Below are 18344 nucleotides of genomic sequence, written 5' to 3' on the forward strand. Positions count from 1 at the left end.
ACCGGGCGTCAGTGGGTGTCGAACACATGCTGATACTCGGCGATGGCGCTCTTCAAGGCTTCGGTTTCGGCGCTGGTTGGGTGGCTCGGGTCGGCGGCGGCCGGCAGGCTGCCGAATTTCATCAAGCAAGCCATGAGCAGCAGACGCGCCTTGGTCGAGGTGAGGTTCAGGCCCGCGATGGTCAGAGGATCGGGATCCGCGAAGCCCTCGGGATAGCCGCGCCCGACCCGCACGACGGGCACGCCGCTGAAACTCGCCCGGCGCAGCATGGCCCCGCGCAACTCCGATGTCGCCATGCCATAAGGTACCAATCCCTCGATCACGAAACCACAGAGACGTCCGCTCTCCAGGCGATGGCGGATCAGGAAGCCGAGATCGGGCTCGCCGGCAGGATCGTCGCCAAACATGTCGGCCGCATAGCATCCGTCCTTGACGATCGAGACGAGCGGGAGGGCGTCGGCCAGAAGCCGCCCTTTGTCATCCTTGACCGTGATCTCGACCCGCTCGACGCGGCCATCCCGCAATCGGGTCGCCGAGACAGACAGTGGCAGGCGCGTGATGTTCACCGCCGAATCCGCCGTGTGCCGGTAGGCCGGAACATACATCAGGTAAGGCGCGCCCGTATGGGTCAGCTGGCCGAGAATGCCGCCGTGGCCGCCCGTCGCGATGTAGCCCCCTGGGCGGGCGTCGACCTTCGCGACCTCACGCGCCGCGAAGAACTGCTGCTCCTGGATCACCACGGTCCCGGCCCGGTTGCCGCCCTTCCCGTCAGCCCAGATACGCGACCGGATGTAGCTGACGGAATCGACGATGTTGGCCGGACCGTCGTTGCTGATCTGGCCCTGAGGACGCTGCGCGGCGTTGCAGGCGATTGGCAGCCGCGTGTCGATGAGGAGATTGAACCAATAGGCGGTCTCCTCGATCTGCGGGCTCCCCTGGGTCCAGATCGCGCCCTCATATTGGCCGGAGGCCAAGATCGCCTGAACCTCGTTGGTGATCTTGGCCAGCATGGGCCTCGGCGGCGCCTTGGCCATATGGAACGGCTTGTAGGCGAAGAAATCCTGCCCGTGCCGCTCGGCCGGGGTGTCGCCCTCGCCCTGATCGGCCCGCTTGTCGGCCGGCAGCCCCTTCGTGAATCCGCCCGGCGGCGCGACACGATAGAAATCAACCTCGGCGCGTCCGCCGATCAGATTGGCGTGGCCATCAGCGCCGATCGACAGGCGATCGATCTCCTCGAAGCTGCGTGAGCCGTCAGGGTAGAAGCCCTGCCGGGTCGTGGCACTGCCCGGCGCGGTGGTCTCCTCCTCCCAAGGTGACCCATCCTGCTGCAGGGCCATGTAGGGCAGCGGGTAGAGGCCGTCCTCGGGCGAAAGCTCGATCTCGTAGACGGGCTTGTCGGTGTCGGTTCTGCGCTCCTTGCTGAAGGCCCCGTCCTGCCCGATGAACCCATCCGGCGAGCCATAGAGTTCAGCAGCGTCGGCTTCGAGCGGATGCGCCGAGAACTGCTCGACATAGACCTTGGCCTGCGCGGCCAGGCGCTGGGCTCGCAGCGGATCGAAGGCCAGCGCACTGCCGTCCGCAGCCTTTATGGGGGCGAGCCCTTGACGAATGCGTGCCTTGTTGGAGGTGACGAGTGGCGGCGTGTTCTGGATCGTCGCAGTCGGTCCTGCGAGATGCGCGATACGGATCTTGTTCACGGGCGCTCTCCCTCAGACCTTGAGGTGCTTCTTGTCCATCATCATGTGGACGCCCTTCGAACCATTGACGGTCTGCGTGATGTGGAGGTCGCCCGCGAGGCTGCACAGCATGTAGGCATCGGCATGCGACAGCCCGGTCTTCTCACCGATCAGCGCGATCATCTCGCGCAGCGCCTTGACGGCGCATTGGTCGAGGTCGGGGTCCATCCCCATGGTGATATAATGGGTCGGGGTCTCGCCACGCGGATAGGTGTAGGTGAGATCGTCGCGGACGATGAATTCGAATGTGCCGCGCAATGCCGTCTCGATCGCGGTGATGCAGACTTCGCCGTCACCCTGAGCCCCATGCCCGTCGCCGCAGGAGAAGAGTCCACCCTCGACGAAGACCGGCAGATAGAGCGTCGTGCCGGCCGTCAACTCCTTGTTGTCGAGATTGCCGCCCGTCGCCTGAGGCGCCACCGAGGTCATCTTGCCCCAGCCCTTCGGCGGCGCGACACCCATCACGCCGAAGAACGGATGGAGCGGGAGTTCGTACCCCCAGGGCATAAGTCCCACGTTACGCTCCCGGTCGAGCGGGATGTTCACCTTGCGCGGCTCGTCATAGTCGTAGGGCAATGTCCCGAGCAGCGGCAGGATGAGGTTGAAGCCCCAGTCCTGGAGCAACGAGACGTCATGGATGCGGATTTCCAAAACGTTGCCGGGTTTCGCGCCTTCGACGAAGACAGGCCCAGTGAGGATATGCGGCCCGAAGGGTGTCAGCTTGGCATGAATGTCCGCGAGCGCCGGTGGTACATGGAACTTCGTCGGATCGGGGACGACATCCGGGCTGCCCGTGACCGTGTCAATTGTGACGATGTCGCCGCTCGCGACGCGCAAAACCGGCGCGATGCTGGCATCGAAGGTGCCCCAATGGCAGGTTTCGACGCTGGGTTCGAGATGATGCTTGGCCATGGCGTGCTTGCGTCCCTCAACTCTTAAAAACCAGCCTCTGTCGACCTCCGAGGGGTCGGTTTTGGCCTTTCTCAAATGGTCTCGACAGTTCCGCGGTTCGCCGCTGTCCGCGGACCGAACACCCGTGCAGCAGCCGACGTCACACAGGCTCCGCGATCTTCGCGTCGAAGCGCAGCTTGCCGGCTGGGCCGATGCCCACCTTGAAGCAACGCGCCATGTGGCCCCAGGCGTCGGTGATCGGCGGCGGCATGGTGAGCGTGCAATCGGGGCCGGCATATTTGCAGCGGGGCGCGAAGCTGCAGCCATCCGGCAAGGCGCGCAGATCGGGCGGGTTGCCGGCGATCGCTTCGAGCGGCACGTCACGGTCCTGGTCCTTGGCGGTCGAGGCCAGCATCGCCTGCGTGTAGGGATGCTGCGGACTGAGAAGGACGTCTCGCGCCTCGCCATATTCGATGATGCGGCCCGCATACATGACCGCCACCTGGTCGGCGATCTGGGCCGCGACGCCGAGATCATGCGTGACGAAGATCATCGACATGCCCATCTCGCGCTGGATCTTGCGCAAGAGCACCAGGATCTGGATCTGCACCGAGGCATCGAGCGCCGTCGTCGGCTCGTCGGCCAGCAGCAGGCTCGGACGGCAGGAGAGCGCCATGGCGATAACGACGCGCTGCCGCAGGCCGCCGGACAATTCATGTGGATAGGCTTTGAGCCGCCGCTCGGGCGACGGCACCCGGACCAGATCCAGGAGTTCGAGCGCGCGCGCCCAGGCCGCCTCCTTGCTGACACCCTCGTGCCGCCGCACGGTTTCGGCGATCTGGTCGCCCACCGTGTAGAGCGGATCGAGCGCCGTCATGGGCTCCTGGAACACCATGGAAATGAGGGATCCGCGCAGGTCGATCATGGCCCTGTCGCTCACCCCAGCGATGTCATGATCGCCCACTCGCATCGTGCCTTCGATCACGGTCCTATTCTTGGGATGGAGCCGCAGGAGCGAGCGCATCATGACAGACTTGCCCGAACCGGATTCGCCGATGACGCACAGGACTTTGCCGCGTTCGAGGTCGAACGAGATGCCATTGACGGCCCGGACCGTGGCGTCGCGACTGACGAATTTTACCCGCAGGTCCTCGACCCGGACGAAAGGTTCTGTTTGCGGCGTGGCGAGCGTGAAATCCGGTGCCGTCATGTCGTTCATGCGGGGGTCCTCGCTGGTCAATGAAGAGCCGCCGACGCGGCCGCACGACTGTGCCCGGAACCGGGGTGGACCATATGGCAGGCCGCGAGATGCTGGCCGGGATCGAGTTTCAAGACATCGCCGAGCGCCGGCGCCTTCGCCTTGCAGACCTCCTCCACGAAGGGGCAGCGGGTGTGAAAGCGACAGCCGGAGGGTGGGCTGACGGGGCTCGGCGGGTCACCGGCGAGCGGCGCAGCATCGACGCGTGCTTCCGGGTCCATGCTGAGCCGACAGGCGAGCAGGGCCTGAGTGTAGGGATGCTTCGGGTCGTCGTAGATCGCCTCAACGGGCCCGATCTCGACCACCTGACCGAGATACATCACCAGGACGCGATCCGAGATGTAGCGGACCACATGCAGGTCGTGCGAGATAAAGATATAGGTGAGGTTAAGCTGCCGCTTGAGGTCGGCGAGCAGATTTAGCACCTGCGCCTCGACCGATTTGTCGAGCGCCGAGACGGCCTCGTCGAGGATCAACAGGCGCGGGTCGAGCGCCAGGGCGCGGGCGATATTCACCCGCTGCTTCTGGCCTCCCGACAATTCATGCGGATAGCGCTGGCCGAAGAGATTCGGGTTGAGGCCCACCTTTTCCATCAAGGCGCGCGCTTGCGCTTTCGCGGACTTGCCGGACGCGCCCTGCACCTTCGGGCCGTAGGCGATCGATTGTTCGATCGGCAAGCGGGGGTTGAGCGACGAGGAACTGTCCTGAAACACCATCTGGAGCGACCGGCGCAGATCGTTTAGGAGGACCCCGCGCGCCTCACCCACGAGATCGCCGTCGAGGACTAGTTGCCCTTGATCCTTGGGGATCAAGTGCATCAAAAGCCGGGCCAACGTGGACTTGCCGCACCCCGACTCGCCCACGATGCCGAGCGTTTCCCCTTTGATGACGAAGAAGGACACGTCATCGACGGCCTTCACCTCGGCGACCTGGCGATTGAGCAGCCCCGCCCGGATCGGGAAGTATTTCCGCATCGCCTCGACGATCAGGAGGGGCTGGGCGGGGCCGCCTCGATCGCGCGGATCGGACGCGGTGGCTTGCGGAGAGGACACGGGAAGGGCCATCGACTCGGTCTCCGCTTAGGCTCTCACGTCCATGGCCTGCCGCAAGCCGTCGCTTACGAGGTTGAACGCGATGGAGGTAATCAGAATGGCGATGCCCGGGATGGCGCTGACAAGCGGCTGGACGTAGATCGACTGGCGCAACGTGGAGAGCATGAGCCCCCAGTCGGCCGTCGGCGGCGACACCCCGAGACCCAGGAACGAGAGGCCGGACGCCAGGATGATCGAGACCGACACGAGAGTGGAAGCGTAGACCAGCACCGGCGACATCACATTGATCAGCACGTGGGTGAACAGGATGGAAGCCGTCGAGGCGCCGGTGGAGCGGGCCGCATCGACAAAATCCATGTTGCGCACTTGGCTCGTCGCCGTTTCGGCCACGCGGCAGAGCGGCGGGATGAGCACCACGGTCAATGTCAGAAGCTGGTTGGTGATGCCGCCACCCAGGCTGCCCGAGATCGCCACCGCCAGAAGCACGGACGGAAAGGCGAAGAAGATATCCATGGTGCGCATGATCACCATGTTGACGGCGCCGCCGAAATAACCGGCCACCACCCCGAACAGACCGCCAATGATCGTCGCCAACCCGACCGGGAGTATGCCCATCGTCAGCGACACGCGGCCGCCATAGAGCAGCCGGCTCAACATATCGCGGCCCTGCTCGTCCGTGCCGAGCAGATAGTTCCGATACCCGATCGGCTTCAGGCGATGCGCCATGCTGGACTTGTAGGGGTCCATAGGCGCGACCCAAGGCGCGAAGATCGCCAGACCGATGATGACGAGGATCAAAGCCAGGCAGAACAGCGTGACATAGTCGTAGCGGAGGCGGTTCCAGACGCTGCCCCAGTAACCACGAACCCGGACGGTCGGGGCGGGACGTGCGGGAAGATCCCGGAGGGCGTCCGCCGTTGCATCGGTCATCGGGCGCTCCGTCAGCTTCGTTTCAGGCGCGGGTCGATCATCGACTGGGCGAGATCGACCACGAGGTTGATGAGAACAAAGGCCGTGGCCAGCACCAGAATGGTGCCTTGCAGCAGAGGGATGTCGCGCGTCAGCACGGCCTTATTGAGGAGGTAGCCGGTCCCTGGCCAGGTGAACACGGTCTCGACCAGCACCGAGCCGCCGATGAGATAGCCGAGTTGCAGACCCAGCATGGCCACGGCTTGCGGCATGATGTTGCGAACCGCATGGATGATGACCTGAGCTTCGCTCAAGCCCTTCGCCCGCAGGGTCTGCACGAAATCCTGGTTCAGGATTTCGGCCACGGAGGACCGCGTCGTCCGGGTCATGATGCCGAGCGGCGGCAAGGCCAGCGCGATGATCGGCATGATGGCGAATTTGAAATCAGCCCATCGGAAGTAGCTGAAATTTTCCGATCCACTCGCGCCCATGCCGGTCGCCGGCAACCAGGACAGGTTCACGGCGAAAATGATCACGACGATGACGCCGAGCCAGAAAGGCGGAACGCTGATGCCGAAGACCGCGATGGCCGTAATCGCCTTGTCGACCAGCTTGCCGGACCGGTAGGCCGCGATGATCCCGAAGATCATGGAGATCACGAAGGCGAGAACCACCGAGATCAAAGCGATCACGATGGTGTTCATGAAGGCGTGCAGCACCTCTCCGGTCACGGGCGTGTTGTTAGCGATGGACATGCCCAGGTCGCCCACCATGACCTTGCCGAGCCAGATGAAATATTGCACCGGCAGCGGCTGATCGAGCCCATAGGCAGCGCGCAGACGTGCCGCATCCGCGGCGCTCGCAGTCGGGGAAAGCAGGTTCTGGATGGGATCGCCCGGCGCGATCTGCACCAGTGCAAAGCAGATGATCGTGACCCCCAGCAGGATGGGGATCGTCAGGACAATGCGTCGGGCCGCGTAAAGCCACATCACATATTTCCAGATTTGAACGAAGCTCGGGCAGAATGCCCGAGCGGCTTTCCACCGCCCCGGCTGAATGTAGCCGCTAGGGCGAGACCACGATCGGGGTCAGATCCTGGAACCAGCTCTGCGCCTGGACGAAGCCCGACAGCTTGGGCGAGAGGGCGCGCGGGTTGAGATCGTGCACGATGTAGAGCTCGGACGCGTCGGCGACGGCCTGCTCGTTCATCTTGGTCAGGATGACATTCCGCTTCGCCGCGTCGAACTCGCCCAAAGCCTCATTGCCGAGTTGATCGACTTTCGGATCGGAGAAGAAGCCCCAGTTGCAGCAGGCGGGCGGCGCGTAAGTGGTCATCCATTTCTTGAGGATGCCCTGTACGGGGTCGATCGGCGCCATCGAGAAGTTGATGGCGTTATAGTCGTATTTCTTTGCACCCGTGAGGAAGACGCCGATCAGCGCGTTCCAATCCATCGGCTCGAGCTGCACCTTGAAGCCGACCGCCTCGAGTTGCTCCTTGACGAGTTCATTCATGGGAAGCGGCTGCATCTGCCCCGAACCGGAAGTCGAAATGCCAACCTTGATGACGCACGGGTCGCAGCCCGCTTCCTTGAGGAGCGCCTTCGCCTTGTCGGGATTGTAGTCATAGGTGACAGGCTTGCCGTACCAGGGCTGCGTGTCGATCAGCGTTTGCGTGGCCGCGACCGCAACGCCCTGCAGCATGTCGACCATATCCTGCCGGTTCATGGCGTAATTGGCGGCTTGCCGCACCCGGATGTCGTTGAAGGGCGGCACGTCCATCCGCAGCATGTAGTCCCAATTGTGCGGATACGGCACGGTGACGATCTTCATGCCGGCCTCCTTGAGGCGAGGAATCGTGTCAGGCGACGGTGCCTCGACAAAATCCACCTGTCCCGACAGCAGCGCGGCCGCGCGGGTCGAGGCTTCCGGCATTGGCAGCAAGACAAGGCGGTCGTGTTTCGGGATGCGCTGCGGGTTCCAGTATTTGTCGTTCTTTACCAGTTCCAGCCGCTCGTGCGGCACGACCTTGTCGAACTTGTAGGGTCCCGTTCCGGACGGATGCTGCATGTAAGCATTGTAATCATTGCCGGCTTTCTCGACCGCGCAATTCGAAATCATATAAAACATCGCCATCTCGTAGGGAAACAACGAGCTCGGAACCTTGGTGTTGATGGCAATGGTCGAATCGTCGATCTTGTCGACACTGGCGATGTTCACGACATAGGTGCCCATCTGCCCGACATGACGCGGGTTGAACTGTGGCGCTTTGGGATCCATCACGCGTTTGAAGTTCCACAGCGCCGAATCCGCATTCCATGGGCAGCCGTCATGATAGGTGACGCCCTGGCGGAGCTTGTAGACCCACCGCTTGTCGTTGTTCGGATCGACACTCCAACTCGTGGCGAGGCCGGGCATAATGTCGGCCGCCTTGTCGGAACTCGACAGATCCCACAAGGCGAGACCGTCGTAGAGCGTGTATCCGGCGAAGCGGTAGCCTTCGTAGCCTTGATCGGGTGCCCCGGTATAGTCGGGGATGTCTGCCGCCGTCATGGCGACACGGAGAACCGATTCCGCGGATGCTCGCCCCGTTGCGGCATTCAGGATCAGGACGGTAAAGGCCGCAAACCTCAGGGCACCCCAGGATCTCGATGACACCATGTGCTCACTCTCGCGATCGGATAGGCCGTTCGACAAACGGTCCAAACCGAACCGCAAACTACGTGCCAAACGATCTTGGCTTACGAAGTGATGAACACAACAGGACGCGAGAAAACCCTCATAGGGCTCTCTGATATCTAGGTTATCCAATGCACGAAAAATGTTTTATGGCGCTCACACCGCGATCAAGTTTCGATCTGGGTCCCTATTTGCGCGGTGTAAGTCGCACCGCGCGAAAATGCAGCACACTGTCTAATTATTCCACATTCAATATTATTGTTTGAAACTATCTTTGTGCGTAAGCTGCACATCGATCTCCGTCAATGAGCGCCCTGGCCATGACGTCCCAGGCTTCCATCGACCCCGAAGCAGACGATATCGAGCAGCGCTTTCGTGCTGCCGGGGTGGTCGTCCCCGCCGATCGCGTGGCAGGCACACATGCGGCAGCAAGACGGTTGCTCGCAACCCTGCACTGGCTGCGCCCGCCACGCACCGCGGCGGCGGAGCCTGCTCACATCTTCCTGGCCGACAGAGAACCTCAGACATGAATGCGCCGGGCCCGCTTCACGAGCTTTCGATTGCAGAAGCCGGTCGAGCGCTTCGCTCGGGTCAACTGACATCGCTGGCACTGACGGAGGCTACGCTCGCCCGCATCGATGCCTTGAACCCGCAGTTGCATGCCTTCGTCACCCTGACCCGCGATCGCGCACTCGCGGATGCGGCGAAGGCTGACACCGCATTTGCCAGGGGTCTCGATGCCGGTCCGCTGCAGGGCATTCCCTATGGGCTGAAGGACATCTATGGGACCGCTGGAATCCGCACGACCTGCCATTCGCATCTGCTGCACGACCACATTCCTGAGGTTGATTGCGCGGTCGAGGAGAAACTCCGGGCAGGCGGCGGCGTTCTCATCGGCAAGCTCGGCACGTTTGAATTCGCCATCGGCGGCCCAAGCTTCGACCTGCCCTTTCCCCCTGCCCGCAACCCCTGGAACCCCGACCATTTCACCGGCGGTTCGTCCTCGGGCTCGGCGGCAGCGGTGGCCTCGGGCATGGTTCGCTTGGCCATGGGGTCGGACACCGGCGGCTCGATCCGCGGGCCTGCGGCCCTTTGCGGAACCGTGGGGTTCAAGCCAACCTATGGGCGGGTGTCGCGGCGCGGCGTTTTCCCGCTGGCCTATTCGCTCGACCATTGCGGGCCGCTGACCTGGAGCATCGAGGATGCAGCGCTGACCCTCCAGGTGATCGCCGGCTACGATCCCCGTGATCCCGCGTCAGCTGACGTCCCGGTGCCTGATTATACGGCGGCGATGGGCCGCGATCTCGCCGGCCTCAGGATTGGCTACACGCGCCGCTTCTTCATCGACAACCCGTTTCTGACGCCAGAGGTCACCAAAGCCCTGGATGCTGCCGCCGAACAGATGGCGACCCTCGGAGCGACGGTCGACGAAGTCGATATTCCGGCCTTCGAAGTGTTCGACGCCTGCGCCCAGGTCATCATGTTCGCGGAAGCCTATGCGATCCACGAGACCGACCTGAAGACGCGACCCGGTGCCTACGGGCGCTATGCCTACCAGCGGATCGTGTCAGGCGCGGTCCTCTCGGCCGCCGATCTCGTGCAGGCGCAACGCCTGCGCCGTGAGCTGACCACGGCCGTGGACATGGGCGCGCTGCGGACACACCACGCATTGCTCGCCCCGACGGGATTGTCGACCGCCGCGCCATTTTCGGATTTCGGCAAGGATGCGGCCCGTTGGGGTGGCATGCTCACCAATCCGTTCAACGTCACCGGCAGCCCCGCTCTCGCGTTGCCGATCGGCTTCGGCTCCAATGGGCTGCCGCTCGGAGCGCAGATCGTGGGCCGCCCCTTTAATGAAGAAACGGTGCTGCGGATCGGCTTCGCCTATGAGGCAGCGTCGGGCGTTTCACGACACCGACCGCCCCTCGACGAATTGTCCAAGGCGGCTTGAGCTCAGGAAACATGATTTTGGACAGCTCGCTGCACTACGCCTCGCTTCTCGAAGTCGCGGCCCTTATCGCCAGCCGCGACGTGTCTCCCGTGGCCCTCACAGAGCAGATGCTCACGCGCATCGCGGCGGTCGACCCGTCGCTGCACGCTTATCTCCGGGTGACGGCGGACAGCGCCCTGGCGGAGGCTGAACGTGCCGAGCAGGAAATTTGGTCGGGTCGATACCGAGGCCCCCTGCATGGCGTGCCGATCGCAATCAAGGACCTGTTCCACACGCGAGGGGTTCCATCCACCTTTGGGTCGCTGGCCTACAAGGATTTTGTTGCCGAGGAGGATGCCACTGCCGTGCGCCGCTTGCGCATGGCAGGTGCCGTCATTCTCGGCCGCCTGCATCTCCATGAGGGCGCCTATGGGGAACATCACCCCAAACTTCCCAAGTGCCTGAACCCCTGGAACAGCGACTATTGGCCCGGGGGCTCGTCGTCCGGCTCGGGCGCCGCGACGGCGGCCGGGCTCTGCTTCGGGAGTCTCGGCACCGACACGGGCGGCTCGATCCGCTTTCCCTCGGCCGCCAACGGTGTGACCGGACTGAAGCCGACCTGGGGACGGACCAGCCGCTATGGCGTGTTCCCCTTGGCGGATTCACTCGACACGATCGGTCCCATGGCCCGCAATGCGGCGGACGCCGCAGCGCTTTTCGATGTCCTGGCGGGCGCGGATCCACGCGACCCGACCACTCTCTCGGCCCCGGTACCGGATCACCGCGGCGGGTTGAACGGCAGTCTCGGCGCGCGCGGGCTCCGCATCGGCATCGACGAGGCTTATCTGGCCTGGGGAACGGACATGGAGACCGCGACCGCGCTTCGCGCGGCTCTCGCAGTCTTCCAGGACCTTGGCGCCGTCTTGGTTCCGGTGAAGGTGCCCGATCGTGCAGCCGCGACCGACGCCCAGATCGTCATCACCGATGCCGAATGCGCGCGCTTTCACCATCCAGTCTACAGAACAAACGCGAGCAAATTCGGGCCGCATCTCACGGCGGCGATCGAGCGTGGCCTCGGCTACACGTCGCTGGCCCTCACCAATGCCTATATCGTGCGGGATCGTTTCAAAGGCGAAATGACGCGTCTGTTCGCCGATGTCGATGCGCTGATCTCCCCAATCTATCCGATGGTGGGCGCCCGCTACGACGAAATGGCCCGGCACGTCGCCGACCTGCCGCGCTTTCTCGGTTATACGGCCCCGTTCAACGTCAGCGGCAGCCCCTGCATCACCTTCCCGTGCGGTCTCGCATCGGTGGGAGTCCCGCTCGGGATCCAGTTGATCGGCCCGCATCTGTCGGAACCGGCGTTGTTCAAGGCGGTGCACGCCTATCAGCAGGCAACCGACTGGCACACGCGGCGGCCTCCCGGTTTCTGATCGTCCAGCGGAGTTTCCATCCATGTCCTTGAACGAGATCCATTATCAACCGCTGACGACGGTCGCGAAACATATCGCGGCAGGCGACATCTCTCCCGTCGAAGTCACTCAATCCATCCTGGCCCGGATCGAAGAGCTCGATCCCAAGCTCAAGAGCTACACGACGGTCACGGCCGAGCTCGCACTGAAGCAAGCCAAGGCGGCCGAGGCCGAAATCGGCAAGGGGATCTACCGGGGGCCGATGCACGGCATCCCGATCGCGGTCAAGGATCTCTGTTTCACCAAGGACATCAAGACCACGGGCGGCATGACGATCTATGCCGACTTCCACCCTGACCACGATGCAACTGTCGTCACCAAGCTGGCTCAAGCTGGAGCCGTGCTGCTGGGCAAGCTGCACATGACCGAGGGGGCGACGATCGAGCATCACCCCGACCTCCCCGAGCCCGTGAACCCATGGAAATCCGATCTCTGGACAGGTGTGTCGTCGTCGGGATCAGGCGTCGCCACGGCCGCGGGCATGACCTATGCGGCCATCGGCTCCGACACCGGCGGATCGATCCGGTTTCCCTCCGCCTGCAACGGATTAACCGGCGTCAAGCCAACCTGGGGGCGCATCAGCCGCTATGGTATCTTTGACCTCGCGGCCACCTTCGACCACCTCGGTCCCATGGCGCGATCGGCCGCCGATGCGGCCGCCATGCTGCAGTGCCTGGCAGGCTGGGACCCGAAAGATACGACCTCGCTCTCGAGCGCGGTTCCCGATTACCTCGGCGAACTCGACGGCATCTACGGCGCACGTGGCGTCAAGATCGGGTTCGATTGGGACTATGCCGGCTCGGACGCCGACCCTGTGACGATTGGACTGATCCGCGACGCGGTCGCGGTTCTGGCCGAACTCGGGGCGCTCACACAGCCGGTGGCATTCCCGTCCGTCGAGTCCCTGCTCCAATACACGATGCCGATGACCATGGCCGAGATGGCAGCGTGCCACGAGGGCACCTATCCGTCACAGGCGGACCAATATGGCACCTGGATCAAACAAGGCATGGAGGCCGGCCGCACCGCAAGCCCCGTGGAGATCGGCAAGGGGATCGTCGAACGCTTCAAGTTCCGCGGGGCTCTCAACCGGATGTTCGACGACGTCGACGTCTTCGTGATGCCGGTGTTCCGCACGGGGACGCCGACCTGGACGGAGGTGCGCGAGGCCGTCGCCCAGGATTTCAACATCATCGGCAAGTTCACGTCGCCGTTCAATGCCACCGGGACCCCAACCGTGACCCTGCCCTGCGGCTATACCGACGATGGTCGCCCGGTCGCGTTCCAACTGGCGGGCGCCAATGGCTCCGAAGCATTGTTGCTACGCGTCGCCCATGCCTATCAGCAGGCGACCGACTGGCACACCCGAAGGCCGCCCGGCCATTGATTTCGCGGATCGGCGAAAAGTCTACTGCAGGAGCTCGCGCAATAGGCTCTTCAATTCGGCAGCCTTTTCGGTTTCCAACATTTCGGCGATCCGCTTTTCCTGCGCGCTCGAGATGCCGCGTAGGCGCTTGAACAGCGCCTTTCCGGCCGGCGCGGTCAGCACCAGCACGCGGCGCCGGTCATGCGGATCCGGGGCGCGGTAGACCAGCCCTTCGGTGGTCATCTTGTCGATGATCTTGGTGAGCGTCGGCGTCTCGATCAGCGCTTGCGCGGCAATCTCACCCATCGGACGCGGCTCGCTGGCGTCGAGCACTTCAAGAATGCGGAACTGCTCGATCGGCACCCCGCCCGGACGAAGCCGCTCGGTGAGGTCGGCTTCGAGCTGTCGGTTGAGGCTGGCGATCAGATAGGCCAGTTGATCCTTCATGCGCACCGGCGCCACGGCAATCTCCCCTTACGCATTGTTTTTGGTCGCAAGGCCGTCGATCTCGCTCAAACCGCGCCCCGCGAAGACCTATTTTCCGGCCCTTGAATGGGTCGAGCCGGATAGCATTAAGTCATCCCTTTAACAATATTTCGTTTTCAACAAATCAAACCTAAAACGCTGCGATAACCTCGATTTTGACGCCATCCGCTCGACCAAGATAGACCGAGGGCGAGCGGCCGACGGGCTTGTTCGCCAGCACGGTACGCACCGCCGGACGCGAGATCGGCCCGTTGAGATATCGAGCAAGATCCTGACCCTTCCGGCTTCCGAGCTTACCGGCCAAGCCCGCCAGAACGTGCAGGCCTTCATAGAAAGAGACGCTCGCGGCCGAGACCGGAGGAGCCCACTCGCCGAAAGCATCGTGGTAGCGTTCCAGGAAACTGTCGTTGCAACGCGAGTGACGATCCGCGAAGTAGTGGGCGGCCGTGAAGAGATTGACCGACGCATCCGCGCCGATCCCGCAGATGACGGTCTCGTCGATGATCAGCCCGAAGCGCAGCATCTTCTCGTCGAGACCCGCGGCCGCGAAGGCCCGGTTGAAATCGATCGCGCACTGGCCCACGAGAGCCTGAACGACAACCTGAGCGCCGCTTTTGGCGATCGTTTTCAGAATATCATAATCGTGGCCGGCACAGGTCGGCACGAACGTGTGTCCGACCAAATGACCCCCTTGCCGGGCGATCAGACGTTGTGTCGTCGTGAAGGCCGTGTGGGGCCAGATATAATCGTTGCCGATGAAGTAGAAGCGCTCGGCCCCTTTTTCATCCCGCAGCCATTGCAGCGCCGGCGCCATCAACTCAGCATCGGTGCTGCCGATGGCGATCGTTGAGGGGCCGCAGGCGATCCCCTCGTATTGAGGCGTGTAGATATAGGGAACTTTACCGGCGATCCGTCGGCTGACGGCATCCCGAAGATTGCTTGGATGTCCGCCAATGATGACGTCGCTGCCCTCGATCTCGACAAGCGCATCGGCAGCCGCGACAGCCTCGCCGGGCGTGAAGCCGCAATCGCCGAACACCAATTCGATCGTGTCACCCAGAATGCCGCCGCCCGCATTGATCTCGATCGCCCCCAGGATCGCCGAAGCATCCATGGAAGGTGCCCAGATTCCCGCGATGCCGCTTCGCGGATGCAGCAAGCCAACTTTCATGACCTCGCATTCTCCTGCCCCGGGCCGATGCGGCAAACGATCCGAGCAGGCCTGCGCCGGCAAGGGGTTGCGGGGATGCGAGCGCGATCCTCGCACCCGACGAGCAAAGCTGTCAAACAGGGGCATAGACTGGAAGTTTCGAGATGACCCGCCGGATCGGTTAGATAAAGTGGTTGCGTCCGAGATATTTCCGTTATTGATTATTTGCGGTTCTTGCAGCTGCGACGTGTCGTGGCGGGCGCCGAAAGGATTTCTCATGCACAAGGTGGCTATTCCCGAGCATGTCGTGGCGCGCGGCCGCCTGCAGCGGGGCGGCAAGGAGCACATGTTCGATCACCTCGACATGGCAAAGGTCGCGCATGTGATCGTCGATCTCCAGGTTGGCTTCGTGGCCGAAGGCGCGCCCGTCGAAGTGCCGGTGACCCGCGAGATCTTCGGCGCGGTCAACAGCATCTCGCGCGCCGTAAGGGCGGCCGGCGGCCTCAACGTCTTTCTGCGCTACACCTACGACGGCGCGGAAAAGTTGCCCTGGAATGTCTGGTTCAACAATTACATGAGCCCTGCTCATTTCGAGGTGATGAAGAAGGGCTTTGCCCGTGGCGCACCCTATTGGCAGCTCGCTCCCGAACTAGACATCGTCGAAGGGGATCTCATCATCGACAAGACGCGCTTCTCGGCCCTTATCCCAGGCACCTGCGATATGGATGAGCAATTGAAAGGGCGCGGCATCGATACGTTGATCATCACGGGCACGCTGACCAACTGCTGCTGCGAGAGCACGGCGCGGGACGCTCTGCAGATGGGCTACAATGTGATCTTCCTGACCGACGCCAACGCCACGCTGAGCGACGAAGAACACAATGCAACCCTGATCAGCATGTCGGCGATTTTCGCGGATGTCATGGATACGAAGCATCTCCTGGGTTTGATAGCGCATTCGCGGGCCCATAAGGCCGCCGCCTGACGGCCCACTCGAGAGCGTCGCTAACACCAAGCGGCTCCGTGCCATTCAATGTCGACGATGTCGGCCAGCCAGCAAGGTCCCTCCCATGAATGCATCGTCCAAGCCTGTCGCTGAGGTACCTGTCGACATCGTGGAACTTACCATCGCCGACATCCAGAACGGGTTCGCGGGAGGACGATTCACGTCGGAGACGCTGACGCGCCTGCATCTCGACCGGATCGAGACATACGAGCCCTACTACAACGCCTTCACGTTCATGAACCCGAAGGCCATGGATGAGGCGCGCGCCATCGACGCCCGCCGGGCGGCAGGCGAAAGTCTCGGTCCGTTGGCGGGGGTGCCGGTGGTCGTGAAGGAGGCAATGGATTTCGCGGGCCTCCCCTCGACGGCCGGCTGGGCGCCCTTGTCCAGTGCGGCGGGCGGTTTCGACCTCATCCCGGAGCGCGACGCGCCGGTGGTGGCGCGGTTGCGAACGGCGGGCGCGGTGATCCTCGGCAAGACAAACATCCCGGCCTTCAGTCACGATGGAGCGCGCGCCAACACCAGCTGGGACGGCCCCACCTTCAATGCCGTGGACCGCGCCATCGCGCCCGGCGCGAGTTCGAGCGGCACCGCGACCGCCATCTCGGCCAGCTTCGCCGTGGTGGGCCTCGCGGAGGAGACCGGCGGCTCAATTCAAAATCCGGCGGCAGCGCAAAGCCTCGTCAGCGTGAAGCCAACTTTTGCCCTGGTGCCGAATACCGGGGTCGCGCCGCTGGCCGGCTCGACCCGCGATGTCGTGGGTCCGCACGGCCGTACAGTGACGGACACGGCACTGTTGCTTGACGTGCTGGCCGGCTACACAGCCGAGGATCCCAAGACCGTGGCGTCGATAGGCATGGTGCCGGCCGGTGGTTACACCAGCAAACTCGACAAGTCGGCGCTCAAAGGTGTGCGGCTGGGGCTTTATGGCCCGGGCTGGCGCAAGCAGCCGCTGTCCGAGGAGTGCCAAGCCCTCTACGCCAAAACCGTCGAGGAGCTGGAAAGTCTCGGTGCGACCGTGGTTGCTGATCCATTTGAAGGCACGGGCTTCACAGATCTCTCCCAACTCAACGGCGAATTCGATGATCGCGGCCTCGAATCGATCGCCTACGACATGGAGATGTTCCTGCGTCGGCTCGGGTCTTCGGCTGCCGCAAACTCGTTCGCGGCTCTCAAAGCCAAGCTGCCGGAAGACCCGTTCGCACCGGACGGCATTCTGGGCGCCCACGTGAAATCGATGCCGGTTCTGCGGGCCTCTCTTGAAGACCCGACCGCTGTACCGGACCTCAGCGGGTTTCTAGCGGCACGACAGCACTATCTGACGATCTTCAATGCCGTCATGACCGAGCATCGCCTCGACGCACTCTCGTTTCCGCAATCTTCGGCCGCTCTGCCCGGCATTTTCGACGCGGCGACCTATCCGGCCACCACGGTCTCGGAAATGAACATCGCGGGACTTCCGGGTGTCACGGTCCCGGCGGGCCGGTTCCGCAATGGCTCGCCTTACAGCCTCCTCTTCGTCGGCCGCATGTGGAGCGAAGCATCTCTTCTCGGCTTCGCCTACGCGTATGAGCAAGCGACCCACCACCGGATCGTTCCGGAACTTGTCGCTTCGACCTACGCGGTGTGACCTCCTCCACTTCCGCAGATGCTCTTGCCTGTCCGCCGTCAACGCTCATGAGACAAACCGAGGTGTTTCGACGAGGGAGGGTTTCTGGCGCATCGTAGCCCTCAGAGAGCGAAGATGAGCCAGAATCCGGTCAGTCAAAGCCACCAGCCGAGAAGTTGGTCAGGGAGATCCGCCGCGCGACGCGCAAGCACTATTCGGCCAAGGAGAAGATCCGCATCGAGACGACAACACCGAACCAGCTCTGACAGACGGACTTCACCTGCCTCAAAATAAGCGGGTGGGGCGAAGCGCGCCAGGGGTTACGACCTGCGTAGCAGGTTGAGGTGGCAGGCGGAGGGTGGTTCTATCTATCGACGGTGCTGGACGATTTCTCGCGGCTCACATCGTAGCCTGGAAGCTGTGTACCTCAATGGCGGCCAGCGACGTCACCGATACCCTGAACCTGGCTCTGCACGCGTCAGGACTGGACAATGTGGTCGTGCACCGTCCCAGGCTCTTGTCTAACAATAGACCGTTTGGAGCCCGGCACCTCGCTCGGTCTTCGGATCATCGCGTCGATCGAAACCGTCGAAGGGCCTACGGCAAGCGCGCACATTGACCTGCGTCTCCCAGCGGAAGGCGAGTCCGAAAACATGACGTGGGCCGTTGACGGAAGGTAAGGCTGATCTCTCAGTGTCAACGGCGGTGCAATTCCAGGCCAGCGGGGCGGAGTAAAAGCAGGCCAGTGATGGTGAGACGTGGTGATGTGCAAAGGGGCGCCGATCGGGGCCCCTTTGCAC

The 18344-nt window shown here is 63.1% G+C and carries 15 protein-coding genes and 1 pseudogene; 7 read left to right on the plus strand and 9 right to left on the minus strand.

What is annotated here, in order from left to right; translation table 11 throughout:
- Positions 1–8: 8 nt before the first annotated feature.
- From M8523_RS05395 to M8523_RS05425, 7 genes are all read right to left on the minus strand, one after another.
- Positions 9–1697, minus strand: a complete 1689-nt coding sequence (locus M8523_RS05395) for an asparaginase domain-containing protein (RefSeq protein WP_282583795.1) — start codon at positions 1695–1697, stop codon at positions 9–11.
- Positions 1698–1709: 12 nt separating this feature from the next.
- Entirely contained in the window at positions 1710–2648 is a 939-nt protein-coding gene (locus M8523_RS05400; protein WP_282583796.1) for an acetamidase/formamidase family protein, read from the minus strand.
- A 139-nt stretch (positions 2649–2787) separates the two neighbouring features.
- The gene (locus tag M8523_RS05405; RefSeq protein ID WP_345894224.1) at positions 2788–3846 is read right to left on the minus strand and encodes an ABC transporter ATP-binding protein; all 1059 of its coding nucleotides are present in this window, start codon (positions 3844–3846) and stop codon (positions 2788–2790) included.
- Between the two features lie 17 nt (positions 3847–3863).
- A complete protein-coding gene (locus M8523_RS05410; RefSeq protein ID WP_282583797.1) occupies positions 3864–4949 on the minus strand; it encodes an ABC transporter ATP-binding protein in 1086 nt (361 codons plus the stop codon).
- A 15-nt stretch (positions 4950–4964) separates the two neighbouring features.
- On the minus strand, positions 4965–5867 hold the full coding sequence (locus M8523_RS05415; RefSeq protein WP_282583798.1) for an ABC transporter permease: 903 nt from the start codon (positions 5865–5867) through the stop codon (positions 4965–4967).
- An 11-nt stretch (positions 5868–5878) separates the two neighbouring features.
- Positions 5879–6835 carry an ABC transporter permease gene (locus tag M8523_RS05420; RefSeq protein WP_282583799.1) on the minus strand — a complete coding sequence of 319 codons (957 nt, stop codon included), beginning with the start codon at positions 6833–6835 and terminating at the stop codon, positions 5879–5881.
- A gap of 76 nt (positions 6836–6911) precedes the next feature.
- On the minus strand, positions 6912–8504 hold the full coding sequence (locus M8523_RS05425; protein WP_282583800.1) for an ABC transporter substrate-binding protein: 1593 nt from the start codon (positions 8502–8504) through the stop codon (positions 6912–6914).
- 323 nt (positions 8505–8827) lie between these two features.
- On the opposite strand from M8523_RS05425, the gene M8523_RS05430 reads away from it, so the two are divergent.
- From M8523_RS05430 to M8523_RS05445, 4 genes are read left to right on the plus strand one after another with little or no spacing between them, the layout of a single operon-like run.
- Entirely contained in the window at positions 8828–9052 is a 225-nt protein-coding gene (locus M8523_RS05430) for a hypothetical protein (protein ID WP_282583801.1), read from the plus strand.
- Complete coding sequence (locus tag M8523_RS05435) at positions 9049–10473, plus strand: amidase (RefSeq protein WP_282583802.1); 1425 nt, start codon at positions 9049–9051, stop codon at positions 10471–10473. The genes M8523_RS05430 and M8523_RS05435 overlap by 4 nt, the downstream gene beginning before the upstream one ends.
- A gap of 11 nt (positions 10474–10484) precedes the next feature.
- Positions 10485–11888: an amidase gene (locus M8523_RS05440; RefSeq protein ID WP_282583803.1), complete on the plus strand. Its 1404-nt coding sequence runs from the start codon at positions 10485–10487 to the stop codon at positions 11886–11888.
- A 22-nt stretch (positions 11889–11910) separates the two neighbouring features.
- A complete protein-coding gene (locus tag M8523_RS05445) occupies positions 11911–13314 on the plus strand; it encodes an amidase (protein WP_282583804.1) in 1404 nt (467 codons plus the stop codon).
- Between the two features lie 21 nt (positions 13315–13335).
- Here M8523_RS05445 and M8523_RS05450 read toward each other — a convergent pair whose 3' ends face one another.
- Together M8523_RS05450 and M8523_RS05455 are read right to left on the minus strand one after the other, a co-directional pair.
- Positions 13336–13755 carry a MarR family winged helix-turn-helix transcriptional regulator gene (locus M8523_RS05450; RefSeq protein WP_282583805.1) on the minus strand — a complete coding sequence of 140 codons (420 nt, stop codon included), beginning with the start codon at positions 13753–13755 and terminating at the stop codon, positions 13336–13338.
- A 154-nt stretch (positions 13756–13909) separates the two neighbouring features.
- Complete coding sequence (locus M8523_RS05455; protein WP_282583806.1) at positions 13910–14950, minus strand: substrate-binding domain-containing protein; 1041 nt, start codon at positions 14948–14950, stop codon at positions 13910–13912.
- 256 nt (positions 14951–15206) lie between these two features.
- On the opposite strand from M8523_RS05455, the gene M8523_RS05460 reads away from it, so the two are divergent.
- From M8523_RS05460 to M8523_RS05470, 3 genes and pseudogenes are all read left to right on the plus strand, one after another.
- Positions 15207–15914, plus strand: coding sequence for a cysteine hydrolase family protein (locus tag M8523_RS05460; protein ID WP_282583807.1), 708 nt, complete (start codon positions 15207–15209; stop codon positions 15912–15914).
- An 85-nt stretch (positions 15915–15999) separates the two neighbouring features.
- Positions 16000–17565 carry an amidase gene (locus tag M8523_RS05465; protein WP_282583808.1) on the plus strand — a complete coding sequence of 522 codons (1566 nt, stop codon included), beginning with the start codon at positions 16000–16002 and terminating at the stop codon, positions 17563–17565.
- A gap of 197 nt (positions 17566–17762) precedes the next feature.
- Positions 17763–18073 (plus strand): annotated as a pseudogene (locus M8523_RS05470) (DDE-type integrase/transposase/recombinase); the annotation flags it as partial.
- Positions 18074–18344: the final 271 nt, after the last annotated feature.

Source organism: Lichenifustis flavocetrariae (genome assembly GCF_026130545.1).
Classification (GTDB): Bacteria; Pseudomonadota; Alphaproteobacteria; order Rhizobiales; family Beijerinckiaceae; genus Lichenihabitans; species Lichenihabitans flavocetrariae.